The organism is Nocardiopsis mangrovi, assembly GCF_042653925.1.
GTDB lineage: Bacteria > Actinomycetota > Actinomycetes > Streptosporangiales > Streptosporangiaceae > Nocardiopsis_B > Nocardiopsis_B mangrovi.
Genome location: NZ_JBHSFQ010000036.1, coordinates 1 through 20039, shown reverse-complemented (window position 1 = coordinate 20039; position 20039 = coordinate 1). Strand labels below are relative to the sequence as shown.

The 20039-nt window shown below is 74.5% G+C and carries 17 protein-coding genes; 7 read left to right on the top strand and 10 right to left on the bottom strand.

All coding sequences use genetic code 11. The features are described 5' to 3' along the window. Nucleotides 1–142 precede the first annotated feature (142 nt). From recN to ACFO4E_RS26030, 3 genes are all read right to left on the bottom strand, one after another. A complete protein-coding gene (gene recN / locus ACFO4E_RS26040) occupies nucleotides 143–1843 on the bottom strand; it encodes a DNA repair protein RecN (protein WP_378579160.1) in 1701 nt (566 codons plus the stop codon). Nucleotides 1844–1942: 99 nt separating this feature from the next. Then, nucleotides 1943–2881 (bottom strand): NAD kinase, encoded by a 939-nt coding sequence (locus ACFO4E_RS26035; protein ID WP_378579158.1) that lies wholly within the window; start codon nucleotides 2879–2881, stop codon nucleotides 1943–1945. Between the two features lie 531 nt (nucleotides 2882–3412). Beyond that, nucleotides 3413–4213: a TlyA family RNA methyltransferase gene (locus tag ACFO4E_RS26030; protein WP_378579156.1), complete on the bottom strand. Its 801-nt coding sequence runs from the start codon at nucleotides 4211–4213 to the stop codon at nucleotides 3413–3415. 358 nt (nucleotides 4214–4571) lie between these two features. On the opposite strand from ACFO4E_RS26030, the gene bla reads away from it, so the two are divergent. Next, the gene (bla, locus tag ACFO4E_RS26025; RefSeq protein WP_378579154.1) at nucleotides 4572–5492 is read left to right on the top strand and encodes a class A beta-lactamase; all 921 of its coding nucleotides are present in this window, start codon (nucleotides 4572–4574) and stop codon (nucleotides 5490–5492) included. Between the two features lie 353 nt (nucleotides 5493–5845). Here bla and ACFO4E_RS26020 read toward each other — a convergent pair whose 3' ends face one another. Together ACFO4E_RS26020 and ACFO4E_RS26015 are read right to left on the bottom strand one after the other, a co-directional pair. Then, nucleotides 5846–6049 (bottom strand): hypothetical protein, encoded by a 204-nt coding sequence (locus tag ACFO4E_RS26020; RefSeq protein ID WP_378579152.1) that lies wholly within the window; start codon nucleotides 6047–6049, stop codon nucleotides 5846–5848. 689 nt (nucleotides 6050–6738) lie between these two features. Next, entirely contained in the window at nucleotides 6739–7875 is a 1137-nt protein-coding gene (locus ACFO4E_RS26015; RefSeq protein WP_378579150.1) for a hypothetical protein, read from the bottom strand. A 198-nt stretch (nucleotides 7876–8073) separates the two neighbouring features. Here ACFO4E_RS26015 and ACFO4E_RS26010 point away from each other — a divergent pair, with 198 nt between their 5' ends. The 3 genes from ACFO4E_RS26010 (at nucleotide 8074) to ACFO4E_RS26000 (ending at nucleotide 10874) form a co-directional block, all read left to right on the top strand. Beyond that, the gene (locus ACFO4E_RS26010) at nucleotides 8074–8424 is read left to right on the top strand and encodes an SCP2 sterol-binding domain-containing protein (RefSeq protein ID WP_378579148.1); all 351 of its coding nucleotides are present in this window, start codon (nucleotides 8074–8076) and stop codon (nucleotides 8422–8424) included. An 84-nt stretch (nucleotides 8425–8508) separates the two neighbouring features. Then, entirely contained in the window at nucleotides 8509–9861 is a 1353-nt protein-coding gene (locus ACFO4E_RS26005; protein ID WP_378579146.1) for a DUF1015 family protein, read from the top strand. 11 nt (nucleotides 9862–9872) lie between these two features. Continuing rightward, a complete protein-coding gene (locus ACFO4E_RS26000; protein WP_378579145.1) occupies nucleotides 9873–10874 on the top strand; it encodes an HAD-IIA family hydrolase in 1002 nt (333 codons plus the stop codon). A gap of 8 nt (nucleotides 10875–10882) precedes the next feature. Here the strand turns inward: ACFO4E_RS26000 and ACFO4E_RS25995 are convergent, their stop codons facing one another. Then, entirely contained in the window at nucleotides 10883–11341 is a 459-nt protein-coding gene (locus ACFO4E_RS25995) for a single-stranded DNA-binding protein (RefSeq protein WP_378579144.1), read from the bottom strand. 620 nt (nucleotides 11342–11961) lie between these two features. Here ACFO4E_RS25995 and ACFO4E_RS25990 point away from each other — a divergent pair. Further along, a complete protein-coding gene (locus tag ACFO4E_RS25990) occupies nucleotides 11962–12969 on the top strand; it encodes an MBL fold metallo-hydrolase (protein WP_378579142.1) in 1008 nt (335 codons plus the stop codon). Nucleotides 12970–13034: 65 nt separating this feature from the next. Then, nucleotides 13035–13889, top strand: coding sequence for a GNAT family N-acetyltransferase (locus tag ACFO4E_RS25985; protein ID WP_378579257.1), 855 nt, complete (start codon nucleotides 13035–13037; stop codon nucleotides 13887–13889). 114 nt (nucleotides 13890–14003) lie between these two features. Here the strand turns inward: ACFO4E_RS25985 and ACFO4E_RS25980 are convergent, their stop codons facing one another. The 3 genes from ACFO4E_RS25980 to ACFO4E_RS25970 all read right to left on the bottom strand — a co-directional run bounded on the left by ACFO4E_RS25980 (nucleotide 14004) and on the right by ACFO4E_RS25970 (nucleotide 16865). After that, nucleotides 14004–14402: an NUDIX domain-containing protein gene (locus ACFO4E_RS25980; protein ID WP_378579254.1), complete on the bottom strand. Its 399-nt coding sequence runs from the start codon at nucleotides 14400–14402 to the stop codon at nucleotides 14004–14006. A 284-nt stretch (nucleotides 14403–14686) separates the two neighbouring features. Further along, entirely contained in the window at nucleotides 14687–16549 is a 1863-nt protein-coding gene (locus ACFO4E_RS25975; RefSeq protein WP_378579140.1) for an acyl-CoA dehydrogenase family protein, read from the bottom strand. A gap of 142 nt (nucleotides 16550–16691) precedes the next feature. Then, nucleotides 16692–16865, bottom strand: a complete 174-nt coding sequence (locus tag ACFO4E_RS25970) for a zinc-binding dehydrogenase (RefSeq protein WP_378579138.1) — start codon at nucleotides 16863–16865, stop codon at nucleotides 16692–16694. A 90-nt stretch (nucleotides 16866–16955) separates the two neighbouring features. Between ACFO4E_RS25970 and ACFO4E_RS25965 the strand changes: the two genes are divergently transcribed. After that, nucleotides 16956–17711, top strand: coding sequence for a winged helix-turn-helix transcriptional regulator (locus ACFO4E_RS25965; RefSeq protein ID WP_378579136.1), 756 nt, complete (start codon nucleotides 16956–16958; stop codon nucleotides 17709–17711). A gap of 353 nt (nucleotides 17712–18064) precedes the next feature. Here ACFO4E_RS25965 and ACFO4E_RS25960 read toward each other — a convergent pair whose 3' ends face one another. Next, nucleotides 18065–19036, bottom strand: a complete 972-nt coding sequence (locus ACFO4E_RS25960; RefSeq protein WP_378579134.1) for an ICP22 family protein — start codon at nucleotides 19034–19036, stop codon at nucleotides 18065–18067. Nucleotides 19037–20039 lie beyond the last annotated feature (1003 nt).

The window sequence follows — 20039 nt, the reverse complement described above, 5'->3', positions numbered from 1 at the left end:
TGCCAGAGGTCGCGGCGCGACTCCCCTACCGCGACTACCCGGCGTGTTCGTCCCGTGACGGACAATTCCGGTATCGGCGCACGCGGACGACACCCTCGCACCTGCGCGGACGCAGGCGGGCGGGGGTGCGCGCGACCGGCCGCTAGCGCGAGCGGTCGGTGTCGGCGATGGTGAGCAGCTCCTCGGCGTGGGCGCGGCCCAGTTCGGAGTCCTCCATCCCGGCGAGCATGCGCGACAGCTCCCGGGCGCGCCCGCCGCGGTCCAGCCGGGTCACGCCGCTCTCGGTGACCGTGCCGTCGTTGGACTTCTCCACCACCAGGTGGTTGTCGGCGAACGCGGCCACCTGCGGCAGGTGGGTGACCACGATGACCTGGGCGCGGCGGGCCAGCCGGGCCAGCCGGCGGCCGATCTCCACGGCGGCCTTGCCCCCGACACCAGCGTCGACCTCGTCGAACACGAACGTGGGAACGGGGTCGGCGCCGGCGAACACGACCTCGATGGCGAGCATGACGCGCGACAGCTCACCGCCGGAGGCGCCTTTGTTCAGCGGCAGCGGCGGGGCGCTGGGGTGCGGGGCGAGCAGGACCTCGATGTCGTCGCGGCCGTGCGGGCCGAACGCGTCGCCGGTGGTCACCTTCACGGTGACCCGGGCGTGCGGCATGGCCAGCGCGGTCAGCTCCTCGGTGACCGCCGTGCCGAACCGCTCGGCGGTCTCGGTGCGGATGCGCGTGAGGTCGTCGGCGAGGTCGGCGAGGCGGGCCCGCAACTCGGCCTCCTCCGCGCGCAGCGCGTCGATGCGGTCGTCGTCGCCCTCCAGCTCGATCAGCCGTTTGGCGGCGTCTTCGGCCCAGGCCAGGACCTCGTCGGTGGTCGCGCCGTACTTGCGCGACAACTGGGTCAGCAGGGCCCGGCGCTCCTGCACCGCGGCCAGCCGGGCGGGGTCGGCCTCGACCGACTCGGCGTAGGAGGCGAGCTCGGTCGCGGCGTCGGCCAGGACGTAGCCGGCCTCGTCGAGCCGGTCGGCCACCGACGCCAGCGCGGTGTCGTGGTCGCGGACCGCGGCCAGCGACTGGCGGGCGGCGGCGAGCAGGCCCACGACGTCGGCCTGGACGTCGGCCGCGGGGTCGCCGGTCAGCGCCTCGTGGGCGGTGGTGGCGGCCACGCGCAGGGAGTCGGCGTGGGCGAGCCGGGTCTCCTCCGCGAGGAGTTCGGCGTCCTCGCCCTGCTGCGGTTCGGCCGCGGCGATCTCCTCGGCGCCGAAGCGCAGCAGGTCGGCCTCTTGCGCGCGTTCCCGGGCGCGGGTGGTCACCTCCGCCAGCTCGGCCTCGACCTCGCGGTGCCGGCGGTAGGCGACGGAATAGGCGTTGAGCGTCGGGGAGAGCCGTTCTCCGGCGTAGCGGTCCAAGGCGCCGCGCTGGCGCTCGGGGCGCAGCAGGCGCTGCTGGTCGGACTGGCCGTGCACGGCGACGAGGTCGTCGGCCATGTAGGCGAGCACGCTCACCGGCGCGGACCGCCCGCCCAGGGTCGCCCGCGACCGCCCCTCGGCCGAGACGGCGCGGGACACGATGAGTACGCCGTCGTCGAGCTCCCCGCCCGCCTCGGCGACGCGGTCGGCCACCCTGCCCTCGGAGGGCACGGCGAGCCGGCCCTCGACGACGGCGCGTTCGGCCCCCGGCCGGACCCGCTGGGGGTCGGCGCGGCCGCCGAAGAGCAGTCCCAGGCCGGTCACCACCATGGTCTTACCCGCGCCGGTCTCCCCCGTGACGACGGTGAAGCCGGGCGACAGCTCCAGCACGGCGTCGTCGATCACGCCGAGACCCTGGATGCGGACTTCTTCGAGCACCGAATCCTCTCCTGCTCCCACCAGTGGTGTACCGCTCGGTCGCGGTGCCCCCGCTGTGGGGGCACCGCCGTTCAGCCGTCGCCGACCGGCCGGGGCAGCCTACACGTCGCCGTCTGCACGCCCCCGCCAGCCTGCGACGGGAAGGGCGAACTTGGCGACGAGCCGGTCGGTGAACGGCGCCCGCTGCAAGCGCGCGAGGAGCACCGGCACTCTGCCGCGCTTCACCTCGATCCGCGCCCCGGCGGGCAATTCGACCATACGGCGTCCATCGCACCACAGCACGCCCGCGGTGGTATCCGGCAGCACCTCGAGGGCGATCGTGGAGTCGGGCGAGACCACGATCGGCCGCGCGAACAGCGCGTGGGCGCTGATCGGGACCACCAGCAGCGCCGAGACCTCGGGCCAGACGACCGGGCCGCCCGCGGAGAACGCGTGGGCGGTGGAACCGGTGGGGGTGGCGCACACCACCCCGTCGCAGCCCCACCGCGACAGCGGGCGGCCGTCGATCTCCAGGACCGTCTCCAGCATGCGGCGGGCGGTGGCCTTCTCCAGGGTGGCCTCGTTGAGCGCCCAGTTGCGCACCGGCGGCTCGGTGCCGTTGCGCCCGCCGTTGTAGACCGCGATGTCGAGGGTCATGCGCTCCTCGACCAGGTAGTCGCGGGCGACGACGCTGCGCACGGTCGCGTTGAGGTCTTCGCGCTCGGCCTCGGCCAGGAAGCCGACGTGGCCGAGGTTGACGCCAAGCAGCGGCACCCCGGCGGGCCGCGCGATCTCGGCGGCACGCAGCAGCGTGCCGTCGCCCCCCAGCACCATCACGAGTTCGGCGCCCTCCGCCGCCGCGCTGCGCTGGACGACCTCCACGGGGTGGAGGTCATAGCCCTCGCGCTTGAACTCGTCCGCCTCGGAATCGAGCATCCTGACGGTCAACCCGGCCTCGGTGAGGCTGCGGTGGACCAGCTCGACGCTGCGCAGGGCGGCTGCTCGGCCAGTGTGCGCGATCAGCAGCACGCTGCGTTCAGCCGATCCAGGGCCGGTCATGGGCGTCTCCTCGCATTGCCTGGGGTAACACGTGGGGTGCGCCGCCCGGCCCAGCGGGCCGGGCCACTGCGGCCGCGTCCTCGGGCACGGCCGTGCGCTCGTAAACGACGTTATCCACATCCGCGGCCGGCCGGGGTGCCACCGGGGCAAGCGTCCCGCCCGGATACGGTTCACGGGGCCTCCCCGCCCGCGGCGGCACCCGCCTCACAGCGGGTGCGGCGCGTGCGGCCGCCCCGTGCCCGGCCGGTGGACACGGCCGGGAGACGTCCATGGTTCCAGACCGCGCGGACACACCCGGGGGGTCGCCGCACCGCCCGCGGCCGGAGGGGGGCCGGTGGCCGGCCGCCCGCTGAACCGCCGTCGCGCCCGGCCCTGGACCGGGGCCGGGCGCGACGGCACGGGAACCGCGCCGCGGCACCCGTGCGAGGTGTACACGGATGGGGGCCGCGCCCGGTTCGGCGGTCACGCGCACGTGTCCCGGGCCCGTTGTCCCCGCGCTGTGCGGGCCGTCGCCGAGGGCCGCAGCGGGCGCTACCGCGGGCCCTCCGCGATGGCGCGGCGCAGGTCGTCCTCCTCCAGCGGCCCGGCGTCGGCGCGCAGGCGCAGGAAGTACTCGACGTTGCCCGAGGGGCCCGGCAACGGGCTGGCGACCACCGCGGCCGTGCCCAGGCCCAGGGTGAGCGCGTGGGCGGCGACGTCGCGCACGGCTCCGGCGCGCAGTTCCGGGTCGCGCACGACACCGCCCGCACCGACCCGTTCCTTCCCCACCTCGAACTGCGGCTTGACCATCATGGCGAAGTCGGCGCCGGGGGCGGCGCAGGCCGCGAGCGGCGGCAGGACGAGTTTGAGGGAGATGAACGAGAGGTCGCCGACCACCAGGTCCGGCAGTGGCTCGCCGACCTGGTCAGGGGTGAGGTCGCGGACGTTGCACCGCTCCCTGACGGTGACCCGGTCGTCGCTGCGCAGCGCCCACGCGAGCTGCCCGTATCCGACGTCGACGGCGACGACGTGCGCCGCCCCGCGGCGCAGCAGGACATCGGTGAACCCGCCCGTGGACGCCCCGGCGTCCAGGCAGCGGCGGCCTTCGACATCGATTCCGAAGGCGTCGAGCGCGCCGATGAGCTTGTGCGCGCCGCGGGAGGCATAGGCGGGGGCGTCGTCGGGGGTCTTGACGACGATCGGCTGGTCGGTGCCGACCTGGGTGGCGGGTTTGGTGGCGAGCACCCCGGCGACGCGGACGTGGCCGCCGTCGATGAGTTCGGCGGCGTGCCCGCGCGAGCGGGCGTGCCCGCGGCGGACGAGTTCGGCGTCGAGCCGGCTGCGTTTGGCCATGGGAGTGCGGCGTGCCTATCTGGGTGCTCGTGGCGGCGGCGTGCGGGACGCGTGCCGGTCGGGATACTGCGCAACGCGACGATACCGGCCCCCGGCCCGCGTTTCCGCCGAGGCCTCTCGGCGCCCGATGCCGGCACCCGGGCCCTATACCGCTTTCGCATGGGATCGCCGTTTTTCGTCTTGGACAGCATGGCCGTCCCGGGGTGAGACTGCTCGCGGGTCATCGGCGGCGCCGTCGCCGCCGACGACGACGCGCGAGCGGACCCCGCCCGCGGCCCCCCGGCGACGCATCCGCACCACCGCAGTGACGTTCGGTGCCCGCTTCGCCACACATTGACAGGACAGGGAGATTCAGACCATGTCGATCCCGCACGCGCGACGCGCAGGCACGGTGGCCCCGGCCGCCCTCGCGCTCGCCTTCCTCGCCGGCTGCTCGACGGGCGGTGCCGACGCGCCCGCACCGGCGGCCTCCGCGGATTCCGCGGCGGGCTCCCCCGCGCCCTACGAGCAGGAGTTCGAGCGGCTCGAAGGCGACTTCGACGCCCGGCTCGGCGTGTACGCGGTGGACACCGGAAGCGACGCGACCATCGCCTACCGCGCCGACGAGCGGTTCGCCTACGCCTCCACACACAAGGTGTTCTCGGTCGGCGCGCTGCTGCGGCGGAACTCGCTGGAGGAGATGGAGGAGGTGGTCACCTATAGCGAGGACGACGTCTTCGGCCACTCCCCCATCACCGAACAGCACGTCGACACCGGGATGACGCTGCTGGAGGTGGGCGACGCCGCCGTCCGCTTCAGCGACAACACGGCGGCCAACCTCCTGTTCGACGAACTCGGCGGGCCCAGCGGACTCGACGCCGCGATGGAGGAGATCGGCGACGACGTGATCCAAGTAAACCGGGTCGAACCCGATCTGAGCGAGTGGGCGCCCGGGGACGACCGCGACACCAGCACCCCGCAGGCGATGGCCACGAGCCTGCGGGCGTACACGCTGGGCGACGCGCTGCCGGAGGAGAAGAGCGCCGTCCTCATCGACATGCTGAAGCGCAACACCACCGGTGACGAGCTCATTCGCGCCGGGGTGCCCGAGGGCTGGGAGGTGGGCGACAAGACGGGCAACGCCAACTACGGGACGCGCAACGACATCGCCGTCGTATGGCCCCCTGGCGGCGACCCCATCGTCCTCGCGGTCATGTCGAGCCGCGACGCCGAGGACGACGACCACGACGACGCGCTCATCGCGCAGGCCGCCGAGGTCGTGGTCGACACCCTCGGGTAGCCGTCCCGGCCGGGTCCTCCCGCGGCGCCGGCGCCGCGGGAGGACCCGTCGAGTCACCCGTGCCGCCCCTCGGCCCCGACGACGTCCTCTTCTTGCGTTCCGCAGCGCAGCACCGATGCGCCCGAGAGCAGGACCGCGGGAGGGAGGTACGTGAACGTGCGGCGGGGGGCGGCCGCCACTCGGGGCCGGACTCCACCGCGCTGTCCGTGGAGTGGCGGGGCGATGGGGGCACGGAGTCGCCGAGCTCGGCGTCCACGTCGTCGCGGGAGGCGGCCCGAGCCGGCCACCCCGGCGTTGCGAACCGGGTCGGCGAGGGCGGGCCGTGGCACGGAGGACGGTGGTCGGCCGACCGCCTATTCCTCGCGGTCCAGGGCCGACAGTGCGCCGGAGAGTTCGCGGTGCAGGCTGTCGTAGACGGCGACGTGCTCGGCGGTGGGCAGGTCGTCCAGCGCCTCCAGGCGCTCTCGGGTGCCCTCCACGATCCGCTCGGCCATGCCCGCGGCCGCCGCGTCCTCCGCCTCGGCCGACCGGTCGGGTCCTGCTCCGGGAATGGTCACGTCCACCTCCTCCACCGCGCGCTGGTCGCACGGTCGTGCTCGCGGTACACGGCCCGCGCCTCGCCGGGTGCGGCGGCGCGACCGGGGTCGGGCCGCCGTCGCGCCGAGGTCACACGGCGCCCCGGTCCACCGTACGGCCAACGCGCCCGGCGCGGGCACGGGCCGCGCGCCGTGTCCTCGCCCGACCCCGTGGTCCGGAGCCCGATGGGCCACGGGCGCGGGCGGGGCCGGCGTCCGCCGGCGCAGGGCAGCCGGCCGGCGGCGGGCTCCCATGGATGTCGAGCGATCCGTAGGGGCGGTTCGGTGGTCAGATGCGGCCGTGGAAGCCGCCGGCAGGACTCGCGGGCCACGTGGCGTTCGAGGCAGCGGATGATGTCCTTCTCGGTCATGCCTCCGGCGGTGCGGCGGGCGACGCGGCCACGGATGGTGGGGTCGTGCCGCATGGGGACCGGACGGCGGTGCGCACCGCCCGGCGGGCCGACGGGTCCCGCCGAGGACGGCCGGGGCGTCGGCCGGTCGGCGGTCGGCCCCCGAGTGGCGCCGTCCGCGTTCTCACCGTCCGTCCTTGCGCGTGCGTTGCGGGGGCGGCACGCGCCGGTCGGGCGGGTGGACAGGACAGTCGACGACGTCAGTCGGTCAGTCGACGGGTCAGGCCCACCAGCAGCGTCAACACGAACATCATCTGTCTGTCAGTCGGTCTTCTTGGGGGACGGGGCGCTCTTGCCGCGGGCCCCGGAGCGCTTGGCGGTGGACTTCGAGGCGGACTTCGCGCCGGTGGCACGGGTTCTCGTGGTCGCGGCCTTGGTCTTGGCCGTGCGCTTGGCCGCGGGCTTCTTCGGCGGGTCCTGCGGCGCCTCCGCCACGCGGTCAGGGAGAGGCACGGCGATGTCCTCGGGGTCCGCGTCCTCCGCCGCCGCACCCCTGTCCGCGGGGCCCGCCGCCGGCCCGGTGGACGCGCCGCCATCGGGGCTCTGGGCGTCCGACGCGGTGCCGTCCGCGACCGGGGCACCGTCTGCACCGGCCGGGTCCGTTGCGGCCGTCCGGTCCTCGCCCGGTCCCCCCGTCCCGGCGGGACGGGCCGCTGCGGGCTCGGGCGCGGTGGCGGGGGCCGCCAACAGGGTGTCGGCAACGGGTGACTCGGCCGCCGTATCCGGTCTGTCCGGCCAGGAGGACGCCGGCGCGGAGGCGGGCCCGGTCCGCCGCCGCGGCGCCGGGGCTGCCGTGGTGGCCGGGCCGGCGGGTGCGGCTCCGGCTGCGGCCGCCGCGGATCGTGCGGAGACGGAGCCGGCCGTGGTGAAGGCGGGCGGTGCGGTGCCGACCGGTGCGGCGGGCGCGGGCACCGCGGCGCCGGTCTCGGGCACGGCCGGGCCGGTCGCGGCCGGGGCCGCATGGTCGGTCGCGGGCGCGTGCGCGGGCATCGCAACGGGTGCGGCCGCCCCCACGGGCCGGGCCGCCGTCCGCTGGGCGGCGAGCCGTCGTTCGAGTTCGGCGACCCTGCGCGCCAGCCGGTCGTAGTCGTCCCTGCTCACGAGGTCCAGCCGGTCGAGGACGCGTTCGACCTCGGCCGCGACGACCTCGTTCAGCGCTGCACGGTTGGCCTGGCTGGTCGCGATCAGATCGGTGGCCAGCGCCTGGATCGTGTGCCCCACGCGCGGCGCCGGCTCCCCGGCGCCGGGGCCCGCGGGCGCGGGGTCGCGCCTCGGCCCGCTCGGCCGGTCCTCGCCCGCGCGCAGCAGCGTCTTCGCCGCCGCCACGGCGCGCTTGCGGGTCAGCTCGGTGAGCCCGCTGGCGGCATCGAGATAGGCGCGAACGGCGTCGACGACCATGATGGCTTTGCTCCTTGCTACAGGGCGGTGGCACAGGGGATCCGGGGGAGGTTCCCAACGCTACCGGGACCGGCGGGTCCGGGGGCCCGAAACGGCCGCGGTGATCCGCAGCCGCGGGCGGCCCCGTTCCCGCGCCGATCCGCCGCGCGGGGTGGGTCCCCGAACCGGTGGTGACCGGTTTGCGGCATGATGGAGGCCATGACCAGCGTTGAAGACTGCCGCGCGGCGATCGGGAAGGTCTCCGACCGCATTCTGCAGACCGATGAAGCGGACCGGCGCAAGCACCTCGTGGAACGTTCGGTGAGCGTCACCGTCCGTGATCTGGACACGGTGTTCGATATGCGCCTGACCGCGAACGGGCTGGAGGACGTCACCTCGCGCGCCCTCGGTTCGGCGGGCCCCAAAGCGCAGGTGGGCATCACGGTGTCCGCCGACGATCTCGTCGACCTGGCCGAGGACCGGCTCGACTTCGCCAAGGCGATGTTCTCGGGCCGGGTGAAGCTCGACGCGAGCTTCGGTGACCTGATGCGCCTGCGCAAGCTGCTCTGACCGCCCCGGGGCACGGGGGGCGCGCGACCGGCGGGGTATCGTGCCAGCGTTCGGAGAGAGCCGAGAGATACGGGCGGGGATCCCTTGGAGCTGGCGCCGCTGCGCGGCCTTCGCTACACCACGGCGGACGCGCGGGACCTGATCGATTCCGCGGCGTTCGACGTGGCTCTCGCGCTGGCCCCTCCCTACGACATGCTGGACGCGGCGGCGCTGACCGACCTGCTCCGCGCCGAGCCGCACAACGCCGCCCTGCTGACCGTGCCCCCGTCCGCCGCGGAGGCCGCCACCGGGCCTGCCCAGCTCACGGGCCCGGGCCGCTACCAGGCGGCGGCCCGCACCCTCCGCCGCTGGATCTCGGCGGGGGTGCTGGTCCGCGACCCCGATCCCGCCATCTACGTCTACGAGCAGACCGCGCGGGACGGCGGGCGCCAGCGCGGGCTGATCGGTGCCCTGCGCCTGCCCGCCGGCCACGACGGCCCGGCGGTCCGCCCGCACGAGGACGTGGCCCCCGGCCCGGTGGTCGACCGCGCCGAGCTGATGGCCGCCACCCACGCCAACCTCGAACCGATCTTCCTCCTCTACCAAGGGGGCACCGGGGCCGAGCGCGGCGCGGCCTCGCAGATCACCGACCGCGTGGCCGACAACGCGCCAGATCCGCTGATCGACACGGTCACGGCGGACGGCACCACCCACCGGCTCTGGGCGATCACCGACCCCGGCGTCCAGGCCGACATCGCCGCCGACCTGGCCCCGCGCACCGCGCTCATCGCCGATGGCCACCACCGCTACGCCGCCTACCTGAGCCTGCGCGACCGCCGCCCCGGCCCCGGGCCGTGGGACCACGGCCTGGCCCTGCTCGTGGACTCCGACGCCTCGCCTCCGCGCGTGGACGCCATCCACCGCGTGCTGCGCGGTGTGGCCCCCGGTAGCGCGGCACAGGCGGCGGATCGGGTGGCGCAGGTCGAGCGGCTTCCGTGGTCGCCGACCCGGCCGCACGGGCTGAGGTCGGCCGTCGGGGCTCTGAACGACGCCGCCCGGACCGGCCCGGCCCTGCTCGTGGCGGGCTCCGGTGCCGACGACGGATTCCACCTGCTCCGCGGGTTCGACCGCCGCCTTATGAGCGAAGCCGCCCCGGACCGGTCGCCCGAGTGGCGCGCCCTGCCGACCGCCGTGCTCGACCGCCTCGTCCTGCCCCTGTGGGGGCCGGACGCGGACCGCGTGGAGCTGGTGCACGCCGACCCCGCCGCCGCCCTCGACGCCGCCCGGCCCGGTTGCGACACGGCCGTCATCCTGCCGGCGCTGGCCGTGCACGACGTCTATGCCGTGACCGACCGCGGGGAACTCACCCCCCGCAAATCGACGTCGTTCGGCCCCAAGCCGCGGACCGGCCTGGTCATCCGCGCGTTCGCCCCACCCGAAGCACCACCTCGACCCTGAAGACGGGACGCATGACCCTGCTGACTTCCACCCGGCCGCTGAACACGGTCTACGACGCCGCCCTGCTCGACCTGGACGGTGTGGTCTACATCGGCCCCAGGGCGGTCCCCGCCGCACCCGAAGCCATCGACAAGGCACGGGCCGCAGGGATGCGGGTGGCGTTCGTGACAAACAACGCCGCGCGCACACCGGCGGCGATCGCCGAACGGCTGACCTCGATAGGGGTCGCGGCGGCCCCCGACGAGGTGGTGACGTCGGCCGAGGCGGCCGCCCGGCTGATCGCCGAGCGGTTCCCCGCGGGGTCGCCGGTGCTGGTGGTGGGCGACACCGGGCTGCGCCTGGCGGTACGGCGCCAGGGCCTGCGCCCCGTGACCTTGGCGGTCGAGCGGCCGGTGGCGGTCGTGCAGGGGTATTCGCCCCGGCTGGCCTACGACCAACTCGTGGAGGGCACCCTCGCTGTGGCCGCCGGCGCGCTGTTCGTCGCCAGCAACAGCGACGCCACCGCACCCCTGGAACGGGGGATCCAGCCCGGCAACGGGTCGCTGACACGGGTGATCGCCCACGCCACCGGGGTATCGCCCGTGGTCGCGGGCAAACCCATGCGCCCTCTGCACGACGAGGGCGTGCTGCGCACCGGCGCGCGCACCCCGCTGGTGGTGGGCGACCGGCTCGACACCGATATCGAAGGGGCCACGACCCGCCGCTGCCCGAGCCTGCTGGTGCTGTCGGGGGTGACCACGCCCGCCGCACTGGTGGAGGCCGTGCCCGAGCACCGGCCGTCGTACGTCTCCTGGGACCTGGCGGGCCTGGGCCACGCGCACCCCGAGACGCACAGGGTGGGCGACGGCGCCTCCTGCGGCGGATGGACGGCCTCGGTGGACGACGGCCGGGTGGAACTGGAGGGCGACGGCGACCGGCTCGACGGGCTGCGCGCGGTCTGCGCCGTGGTCTGGGACCACCCCGCCCCCGCCGCACCCGTGTTCGACGGTGCGCTGTCCCGCCTGGGGCTGTGACATAGGGGTCACTGCGGCTCCCCCATCCGCCCCATCCACTCCACCGACCTGGCCTCGACCTCGATCACGCTGGTGGAACCGCCCGGTGTTCGCCAGAACCGGCGCCGCAGCGACCCGTGGACCCCGACGATGTCACCGATCCGCCACCCCCGGGTGGCGTCCTGCATGGACTCCAGGAAGCTCACGCAGGTGATGGGGTCGGCCGGCTGGTTGGGGCGCCGCTCGGCCGGGGGCCGGGTGATGGAGATCCTCCAGGTCACCAGGTGGTCGCCGCTGGGGAGTTCACGGACGGCGGGTTCGGCGGTGACCCGGCCGGCGAGCATGACGTCGTTGCGGTGGCCGGTGGAATCATGCGCCCGACCGCCGACGGCACGGGCGGTGCGTTCGGACTCGGGCTCGGACGGGGGAGGCACGGCGGTGGCGGTCGCGGCGGTGACGGAGGCGGAAGCGAAGGGCGGATTGTGCATGCTGGTCCTTCCGGCTGGGTGACGCGGCCTGGGGGCCGGGCGGCGCGGAGGCCGCTCCATGGACGCGAACCCAGGATCGGCCCGGCGCGGGCCTCCCCGGAAGGGCGATTTCGCGGCCTGTGGACAACCCGGCGCACCGGACGGAATCCGTCGTCGCCGCCACAGGCCGCGGGCCCCGCGTCGCCCACGGGGCCGCGGGGCGTTCTGGACGGGGGGCGGGCCGCGCGGGGCCGGACCGGGTCGGGAGGGCGGCGGGACAGCCGACCGCCCGGGATGGGCGCGCCGACCGACGCCACCCGTCCGGCATCGCCCGCGGCCGCCCCCGCCCCCACCGCGCGACATCATCGCCCCCCTCTCCGAAGCCACCGCCCGCCCCGGATCCCCACCCCCGACCGCCCCCCGGGGCGGCGCCACCGTCCGGACCGGCGTTCGCCGAACGGCCCGACGACGAATCGGAGAGCACCGGCACGACCCGCGGGCGGGGCCTCGCCCAGGCGGGGGCGGCACCGGTCCGCACCCCGGCGCCGGGCTCGGGCTTCGCGGTGAACTAGATTCGGAACGCGACCGGTGACCACCGGGCGAGGGGCCGGTGGCGGCCGGACGAGGGAAGGAGACGCACCGTGCACGACGGAGCGGACGCGAACGGGCTCCCGAGCGGGATCACCGCCCTGGGCGACGATGTCTTCGCGATCGACACCCACATGGCGGGATACCCCGGCATCACGTCGAGCTACCTGATCCGGTCCGAGCGCCCGTGTGTGATCGAGGTGGGCACCGCGGGCTCGGCCGAAGTCCTGCGCGACGGCCTGGCGGCGCTCGGGATCGGGGCGTCGGACCTCGCCACCATCGCGGTCACCCACATCCACCTCGACCACGCCGGCGGAACGGGCGATGTCGCGAAGATGTTCCCGACCGCCGAGATCGTGGTGCACGAACGGGGCGCCCGCCACCTCGCCGACCCCGCGCGGCTGATGCGCAGCGCCCGCATGGTGTGGGGCGACCGGCTCGACCTCCTCTTCGGCGAGATGCGGCCCACGGACGCGCCGCGGATCCGCGCGGTCGCCGAATCGGGCGAGATCGACCTCGGCGGCGGCCGCCGGCTCACCACCCACTACGCCCCCGGGCACGCCAAACACCACGTCGGCCTGGTCGACTCCGCCAACGGCGACCTCTACGTCGGCGACGCGCTGGGCGTCTACAACCCCCACACCGGCGACGTCCGGCCCGCGACCCCGCCCCCGGACTTCGACCTGGACGCGGCGGTCGCATCGTTCCGGCTCTTCGACGGCATCGCCGCGCAGCGCCTGATGTTCTCCCATTTCGGAGCGGTCGGCGAGGTCGAGCGAACGCTCACGCGGGCCGAGGAGGAGCTGCACGCCTGGGTGGAGGCCGTGACACAGGCCCACGCCGATGCCCCTGACCTCGACCACGCGGTCGCCATGGTCCGCGACCGCGTGCGGGACCGCTACCGCCCCCTGCCCGACGACGCCCCCGCGGAATCCGCCCACGTCATGGACGTGCTCAGCGGTGTCGAGAGCAACGTCTCCGGGATCGTCCACTGGCTCGACCGCCTCGCGGCCGACCAGGGCCGCGGGAACGCCGGTGACACCGGGGGCTCTCCGGCCTAGGATGCCGCGCATGCCGGTCACCATCCGCACCTTCACGCCGGGGGGACTCCCCCGACGCGGCCCGCCTGCGCGAGGCGTGCTTCCCCTATGAGATCTCCACGCCGGACTTCTTCGCCTGGGCCGACCGCCAGAGCCCGCCGGAGGAGCGCGCGCGGCGGATGGTGGCGGAGGCCGACGGCCGCGTCGTCGGCTTCGCCACGGCCAAGCTCGCCCTGACCTCCGCTGTCGTGGGACAGGGGCTGGGGACACTGATGGTGGCCCCCGCTCACCGGCGGTCGGGCGCGGGGGCCGCGCTGCTGGCGGCGATGGAGGATCACCTGAGGTCGGTGGGCGGCCGCACGCTGCGGGCCGCCGGCCCGCTCCCGGGTGCGGAGGCGTTCGCCGCGGCCAAGGGGTACACCGAGCGTTCGAGATCGCACTTCCAGCGCCTGGACCTCGCCGGGCTGCCCGCCGCACCGCTCCGGCCCGACGGGGTCGAACTGCGTCCGGTCTCGCTCTACTCCAATGACCCGCGCGCGGTCCACGCCGCGGAGGCGGATGCCGCACAGGGCCTGCCGAGCGACGTTCCCAGCACCCCGATGCCGTATACGGCCTGGGCCGCCACCATCTGGGAGGACCCGCGGATCGACCGCGAACTGAGCACGCTGGTGCTGGTCCACGGCGAACCCGCGGGCATCGTGGCCTGGCAGTCCGACGGCAAGACCCGGCTCAAGTCGTCGTTCACCGGGACGGCGCCGCGGTTCCGCGGCCGGGGGCTCGCCACCTACGCCAAGGCCACGCTGCTGCACCGGGCGCGCGAGCGCGGTTTCCAGACGGCCTACACCGAGAATGACGCGGGCAACGCCCCGATGCTCGCGATCAACGCGCGGCTGGGGTACCGGCGCTTCGTGACCGAGGTGCTCTTCGGCCGCGACCTCTGACGCCCGCATCGGACGGCCCGGCCGCGTTCGCCCGAGCTCCGGACGCGGGATCCGCCCCCAGCGGCTCCAGCGGGAGGCCGGGAACCCTGGGTTCCGGCGGTCGCCTCCGGCTGATCAGTCCGGGGCGCCGGGCAGGCCGATGGTCCGGAGCAGGTGGGCGTAGATCCCGTCGTCCCACGAGAGGTCATCGGGGAGCACGTCGAACGCCCGGACCTCCACGGTCTCGAAGTCGCCGGAGAGCGGCGCCGCGCCGACGAGCTGCGCCTCGGTGACCACGGTGGTGTGCCCGCCGGCGAGGATGTAGTGGCCGTGGACCCGGATCTCGCCGATCTCGGCGCCCGCCTCCTCGCGGGCCTCGCGCCGAGCGGTCTCCTCGATGCCCTCGCCGGCCTCGGCGTGGCCGCCGGGGAACTCCCACGCGCGATCGCGGTGGCGCACCAGGACGGGGCGGTCGCCCGAGAACAGCAGGCAGACCACCGAGTCGTGGTGCTCGGGGAGGCGGCCCAGCCGCACGACCGCGCCGTTCAACGCGCCGGGCCCATGAACGACGGCACCCCGCCCCCTCCCCCCGGCTCCCCCGGCGCGCGCCGTACCCGCGGCGTCACCGGCCGACCGGCACAGCGTACCCGCGGCCGCCCGGGCGCCCGTCCGGCCGGCGTCGAGCCGCTCCCGTGCGTGATGCCAGGGCGGCGGCGGGACGCGGTCCGGGAATCGGCGCCGAAGGCCGTTCCGCTCAGCGGAACGCCCGGCGCCCGGCGCCCACCACCGCGGCGGGATGCGGCCGCGCCCGCCCGTTGTCAGCCGACGACGGTCAGACCGTCATCGAGCCTGCCGCCGGCGATGGGGATGTCGTCGACGACTTCGTCCGGCAGGCGGAAGGCGGCCACCAGGTCCCCCGCCTGCGGCGCGAGTGCGGCGATGTGGTCCTCGACGGCGGACGGAATACCGGAGACGTGCCCGCTGTCCATGCACCCCTCGCTGACCAGGTCGCCGGTCTGCTCGGCGATCCGCTCCAGCGCGAAGAGCCGCAGCAGCGACGCCAGCGGGTGCGGGCCGGACGGGTCGATCCCCTGCTCGACGGCGGCGCAGAGCAGCGCCTCGGCCGCGCGGCGCTGCGCGAAGGCGGTCACAGCGCCGAGGGCGAACGGCACGGCGGCGTTCCACCGCCGGAGGGCGTTTCCGGCGGGAGCCTGTCGCAACCTCGCGCGGGCACGCGTCAGGTGGATGCGCTCGCACGCCCTTAGCAGGCTCATCAGGAAATCGGGATCGGTGAGGCGCCTGCCGGCGGGGTCGGCGGGCGGCGCGGGGACCGGGTGGTCGAGCAGCATTTCGGCGCCGGCCTTGATCCACACGGCGAGGTTGTCGCCCTCGGCGGTGATGAGCCCTTCGGTGTCGTCGCGCAGCGCGGCCAGCCGGTTGGCCGGGAACAGGCCGCGTGCTCCGCACCGTTCGCGGCACTCGGTCAGGATCGCCCGGGCGTTCCAGGTGACCCACCCCTTGGTGATGGCGACCGTGCGCGCCGCCCGCTCGCGCCCTTCGGGGCCGGCGGCGGTGTAATCCCTGACGGTCTCCCGATGCAGGAGCGACATCGCGTAGGCCGTGGCCAGCCCGCTCACCAACGGACCGTGGTGGCTGCGCAGGGCGAACACCGGCATCCGCGTGCGGCCCTGCATCGCCGTGATCTCGCGGGCACCGCCGTACCCGATCGCCGCCGCCAGCCCCGTTCGCGCGCCTCCCAGCGCGGCCGCGCTCATGCAGAGCTTGCCGACGGTGACGCGGTCGATGGAGCGCAGGAAGCGCTTGCGGCGGCTGCCCAGCGCGCTGGTGAAGACCCCGTCGGCGCTCAGCCGGCCGTGCTCGCCCGCCAGCAGGGCGCCGGCGGGTAGGACGACCCGGTCGAAGGACGTGAGGCAGTGGTCGACGGGGCTGCCCGCTTTCTGCTCCAGAGGTTCCACCGAGACTCCGGGAAGGGGCCCTGAGTCGTCCGTCAACCGCACCAGGAAGAGGAACACGCCGTGGTCGGCGTCCCCGATGATCAGCCGCGCGGCGACGAGCCCGGTCTTGGGGCCGCCCCAAGCTCCGGTGTTGGGCATGAACTTGCGCGCCCCCGCTACGGGCGTGTGCAGGATGAATCCGCCGGTGCTCGGGTCGAAGGCGGCGGTGGTCCGCAGCGCCCCCGCGTCGTTGCCGTGGTCGAGCTCGGTGCACAGGAACGTGCCGATACTGCGCATCGCGGTCACCCCCGCGAGGTCGCGCCGCTCATCGTGGTCGTGGTCGAGCAGGCTGCCCAGGAACAGGTTGTAGTGGATACCGATGAGGGTGGCCAGCCCGCCGTCGACACCGGCGGTCCATTCGTGCAGGGACGCCAGCCGGGCGTAATCGGCGGCGAGTCCCTCGGCGGACCCCACGGCGTCGTCGACCATCCGCAGGCGCCGGTAGGAGAGGGCCGCGCGTTCAGCGGGGGTCGATCCGGGGCGTCTGGACCGGAACGCCTCGCCGGCCAGGAGGGAGCGCCATGGGGCGTGCACGCGGTCGAATTCGCGAGGGGAGCCGAACAGCGCCCGGGACAGCACTGCTCTCAGCCCGTCCGCGCCTCCGTTCGGGCCGGGGGCGTGGCCGGGGTCGCACGCAGGGGGAGTCGATACATCATGTTCGATCACCCTATGAATGCAATCAAGCACAGTATGCCCCCGTCCGCTGTTCGGCCCGATCGCCCTGTGTCGTCCGACACTTTCGCCACCGGACACGGTCGGTGGCATGACGCACGGCCCTCCTCCCACGCGGCCGCGGACGCGCACCGGATCAGGGCGTGAGGACCGTCTTGCCGATGGCCGTCCGCTCTTCGAGAGCCCGATGGGCCTCTGCCGCACCGGCGAGCGGCAGGACCGCGCCGATGATCGGCTTCAGGTCGCCGGCGCCGGTCGGCGGGAACGCGCGGTCGCGCAGCCTCGCCGGCCGGTCCGGCGGCAGCAGCACGGACGCGAACCCGGTGCCGGTCAGGCCCCGGTGGTACACGGCGGCCGGGCCGAAGCGCGGCGGTAGGCCGCCGGATGTCCCTAGACGACCATGCGGCCGCCCGGAGCCGGCAGGTCGAAGCCACCTCGGACACCGCGCCGCTGGTGCCCTCGAGGACCACGGAAACGCCGTCTCCCGCGGTACCGCGGACCTGCCGGTGCCACTCGGGCGCGCTGTGATCGATCCCGCGGTCCGCTCCCAGCCGCCGGGCGACGGCCGGTTTCGCCTCCCGCGCGGCGGCGATCACGGTCGCCGGCACGCTCGGCCGACTGCACCAGGAGGCCGCCGACGCCTCCTGCGGCCACTTCGACCAGGACCGTGTCGGTGCGGTCCAGGCGGGCGGCCCTGGCCACGCCGGTCGCGGCGGTTCCTGGCCGAGAAGGGCCACGGCCGTATGGTCGTCGAGCGTGTCCGGAACGGGCGGCGCCGAAGCCGCCGGCAGGATCGCCGGCTCCGCGTAGCCGCCACCCGGTACCGCACCCGCCACTCGTTCGTCGGTCATCGCCGGATCGGCACCGGACCCGACCGCCACGACCGTCCCCGCGACCTCGAAGCCAGGCGAGAAGGGCGGTCATGTTCCACCCGGCCTGCCCCAGCAGCGTCATGCCGATCCGTATCGGCGACACGTGGTCGGCGATGGTCATCCTCTGCCCGGAGCAAGGCCCCGCCGCTTCTCCGAGATCCCGGACCCCCGTACGGGGCGCTACGCCCAAGGTGCTCACGCAGACCCTGCGGGCTCTCGAACGCGACGGAATGATCACGCGGACCGTGTACGACGAGGTACCTCCGCGCGTGGAAACGAACTGACGCCGTTGGCCGCATGCTGCTCGATCTCATCGCGGTCTGTCGCACGTGGGCACGCGAACACCTGCCGACGCTCCTGGCGGCCCGTGCTGCCTACGAGGACCGTGCAGCCCCCGGCTCCTCCGGACAGACACCGCCGGCCGGTGCGTGAGACTGGCTGCACAGAAAAAACGGACCGCCCTCTGACGGAGCCCGAGCGGGCACCGTCAGAGGGCGGTCACGTCGATTCGGCTCCCGGCCGGAGGCCGCCCAGAAGCAGAGGCGACGCGAAGGTCGGGCCGGCACGGCTCCGAACGGCTCCGGGCGTCCCGCCATGACAGCGACATCGCCGGAGCGCGCGGCACCGGTGAGGGTTCTCAGGAACGCTTTGAGCGTTCCTCGTCCCCTTCGGTCTCGCCCGCCGGAGCGTCGGAACCGCCGGAGGCCATGGACGCGTCGGGTGCGTCGTCGTCGGCCGGCTCCTGGCGTACGGCACCGGTGTCGACGGCCTCCGAGTCGGCGGCGGTGTCGCCCTCCTCGGCCGGAGCGCCCTCAGCCACGGGAGCGGACGCCGTGGACGCCTCTTCGGCGTCGGTGGCATCGGCCCGCACCTCGGACACCGCGGCACCAGCGGAGGCGGGCGGCTCGGCCTCGTTCCCGGATTCCTCGGCGTCGGTCCACATGATGTCCTCGTCGATGTCGACGATCTCGACACCTTCGAGCATCGCCAAGCGTTCGTCGGCGTCGGTCACGCCTTCACGGTCGACCGCCGAGGCCCGCGCGAAGTACTCCCGCGCGTCCTCGTTCCTGTTCAGGGTGAGCAGGGCATCCGCGTAGGCGTAGAACAGTCGCGCCACCCACGGCCGCGCGCGGCGCTCCTTCAGTTCGGGAACCTGGAGCTCGACAAGGGCGGCCTGGTGCTCGCCCAGGTCGTGCCGCGCGCCGGCGGCGACGATACGCAGCTCGATGCGGTCCTCGATGTCGAGGTCCTTGGCAGCGGGGTCGCGGGTGATCTCCAAGGCACGCTCGGGACGCCCGAGCCCCCGCTCGGCGTCGGCGATGACCGGCAGGAAGTTGTTGCGCCCCGTCATACGGCGGGCCGCGCGCAGGTCGGACAGGGCTTCCTGCCACTTGCCGACGGTATAGGCGGCGATGCCCGCGGCCTCACGGACGACACCGATGCGCGACGCCTTACGACGGGCGTAGATGGCGTGCTCGTAGGCCCGTTCGGGGTCCTCGTCCAAGAGGCGCCCGGCCATGACCATGTGCCGGCCCACGACCTCCGCCAAGGTCCTCGGCAGAGTGCCGAGTTCACTGCGGATCTCGCCGTCGAGCTGACCGATGGTCACGTCGTCGGGCAGGGCGGGAGCGATATCCCGCGGGTCGCGCTCCTCACGGGGCCGCTCGCGACGGTCATCGGAACGACGGTCGCGTTCGAACCTGCCTCCGGACCCGCCGGAACGGCGGTCGCCCGAGCGGCGGTCATCGGAACGGAAACCACCGCCGCCCCGCCCCTGGCCTTGGCCTTGGCGTTCGCGGCGATCATCCCGGTCGCCTCGGCCGGACCACTCGCGGCGCCCTTCGCCATCGCGGCGGCGGTCGCCGGAGCTCCGACCGCCTGCGCGATCGTCGCGGCGTTCCGAGCGGTCGCGGCCGGAGCGGTCGTCATCGCGAGGACGGCCGCTCCGGCCGCCGCCGGAGCCACCGGAAGCGCCACGGCCTCCCCCGCGATATCCGCCGCGTTCGCCTCCTCCGGAGCCCCCGCTGCGGCCGAAGCCGGACCGGGAGCGGTCACCCGACCGGCCGCCACCCCCAGATCGGTGACCACCGGAATTGCGGGCTCCGGAGCCGTCACGGCCCCCCGATCGGCTGTCGTCAGTCATGCGTCCGTCCGTAAACAGTCAAAAACGCTGCCACTGAGTCGTAGCAGCGCATGGTGATTCCCAAGTATCACTTTACGGCATGACACCACCGCTGTCGGACGGTCCGCCGTCAGCCACCACCGCGGCCAGGCGAGACGGCCCCGGAAGCGACGACCGAACGCCGGTGCCCATCGGCCGGCACGACGACCGCCGAAGCCGGGCGTACAGGGCACACCTACCCCCCGCGTGGTGATACGGCGGGTCGGCAACGGCGAGCCTGCCATGGCGCACGGGCTGCGTCCCGGACACCAGGCGGCAAGGGCCGTCGGTACACCATCCAGATATTTCGCAAGTTCACAATCTACGGCAACAAAAAAGGTGGGGGCAGGAACCAAAGCTCCCACCCCCACCAAAAAAATGTCCGGCGGCCACCTACTCTCCCACCCCACCACAGGGCAGTACCATCGGCGCAAAGAGGCTTAACGACCGG

What these genes read in the sequence shown, in the direction of transcription:
- ACFO4E_RS26035 (WP_378579158.1), bottom strand. Translation starts at nt 2,881, where the DNA reads ATGACCGGCCCTGGATCGGCTGAACGCAGCGTGCTGCTGATCGCGCAC.
- ACFO4E_RS26030 (WP_378579156.1), bottom strand. Translation starts at nt 4,213, where the DNA reads ATGGCCAAACGCAGCCGGCTCGACGCCGAACTCGTCCGCCGCGGGCAC.
- bla (WP_378579154.1), top strand. Translation starts at nt 4,572, where the DNA reads ATGTCGATCCCGCACGCGCGACGCGCAGGCACGGTGGCCCCGGCCGCC.
- ACFO4E_RS26015 (WP_378579150.1), bottom strand. Translation starts at nt 7,875, where the DNA reads ATGGTCGTCGACGCCGTTCGCGCCTATCTCGATGCCGCCAGCGGGCTC.
- ACFO4E_RS26010 (WP_378579148.1), top strand. Translation starts at nt 8,074, where the DNA reads ATGACCAGCGTTGAAGACTGCCGCGCGGCGATCGGGAAGGTCTCCGAC.
- ACFO4E_RS26000 (WP_378579145.1), top strand. Translation starts at nt 9,873, where the DNA reads ATGACCCTGCTGACTTCCACCCGGCCGCTGAACACGGTCTACGACGCC.
- ACFO4E_RS25995 (WP_378579144.1), bottom strand. Translation starts at nt 11,341, where the DNA reads ATGCACAATCCGCCCTTCGCTTCCGCCTCCGTCACCGCCGCGACCGCC.
- ACFO4E_RS25965 (WP_378579136.1), top strand. Translation starts at nt 16,956, where the DNA reads ATGCGGCCGCCCGGAGCCGGCAGGTCGAAGCCACCTCGGACACCGCGC.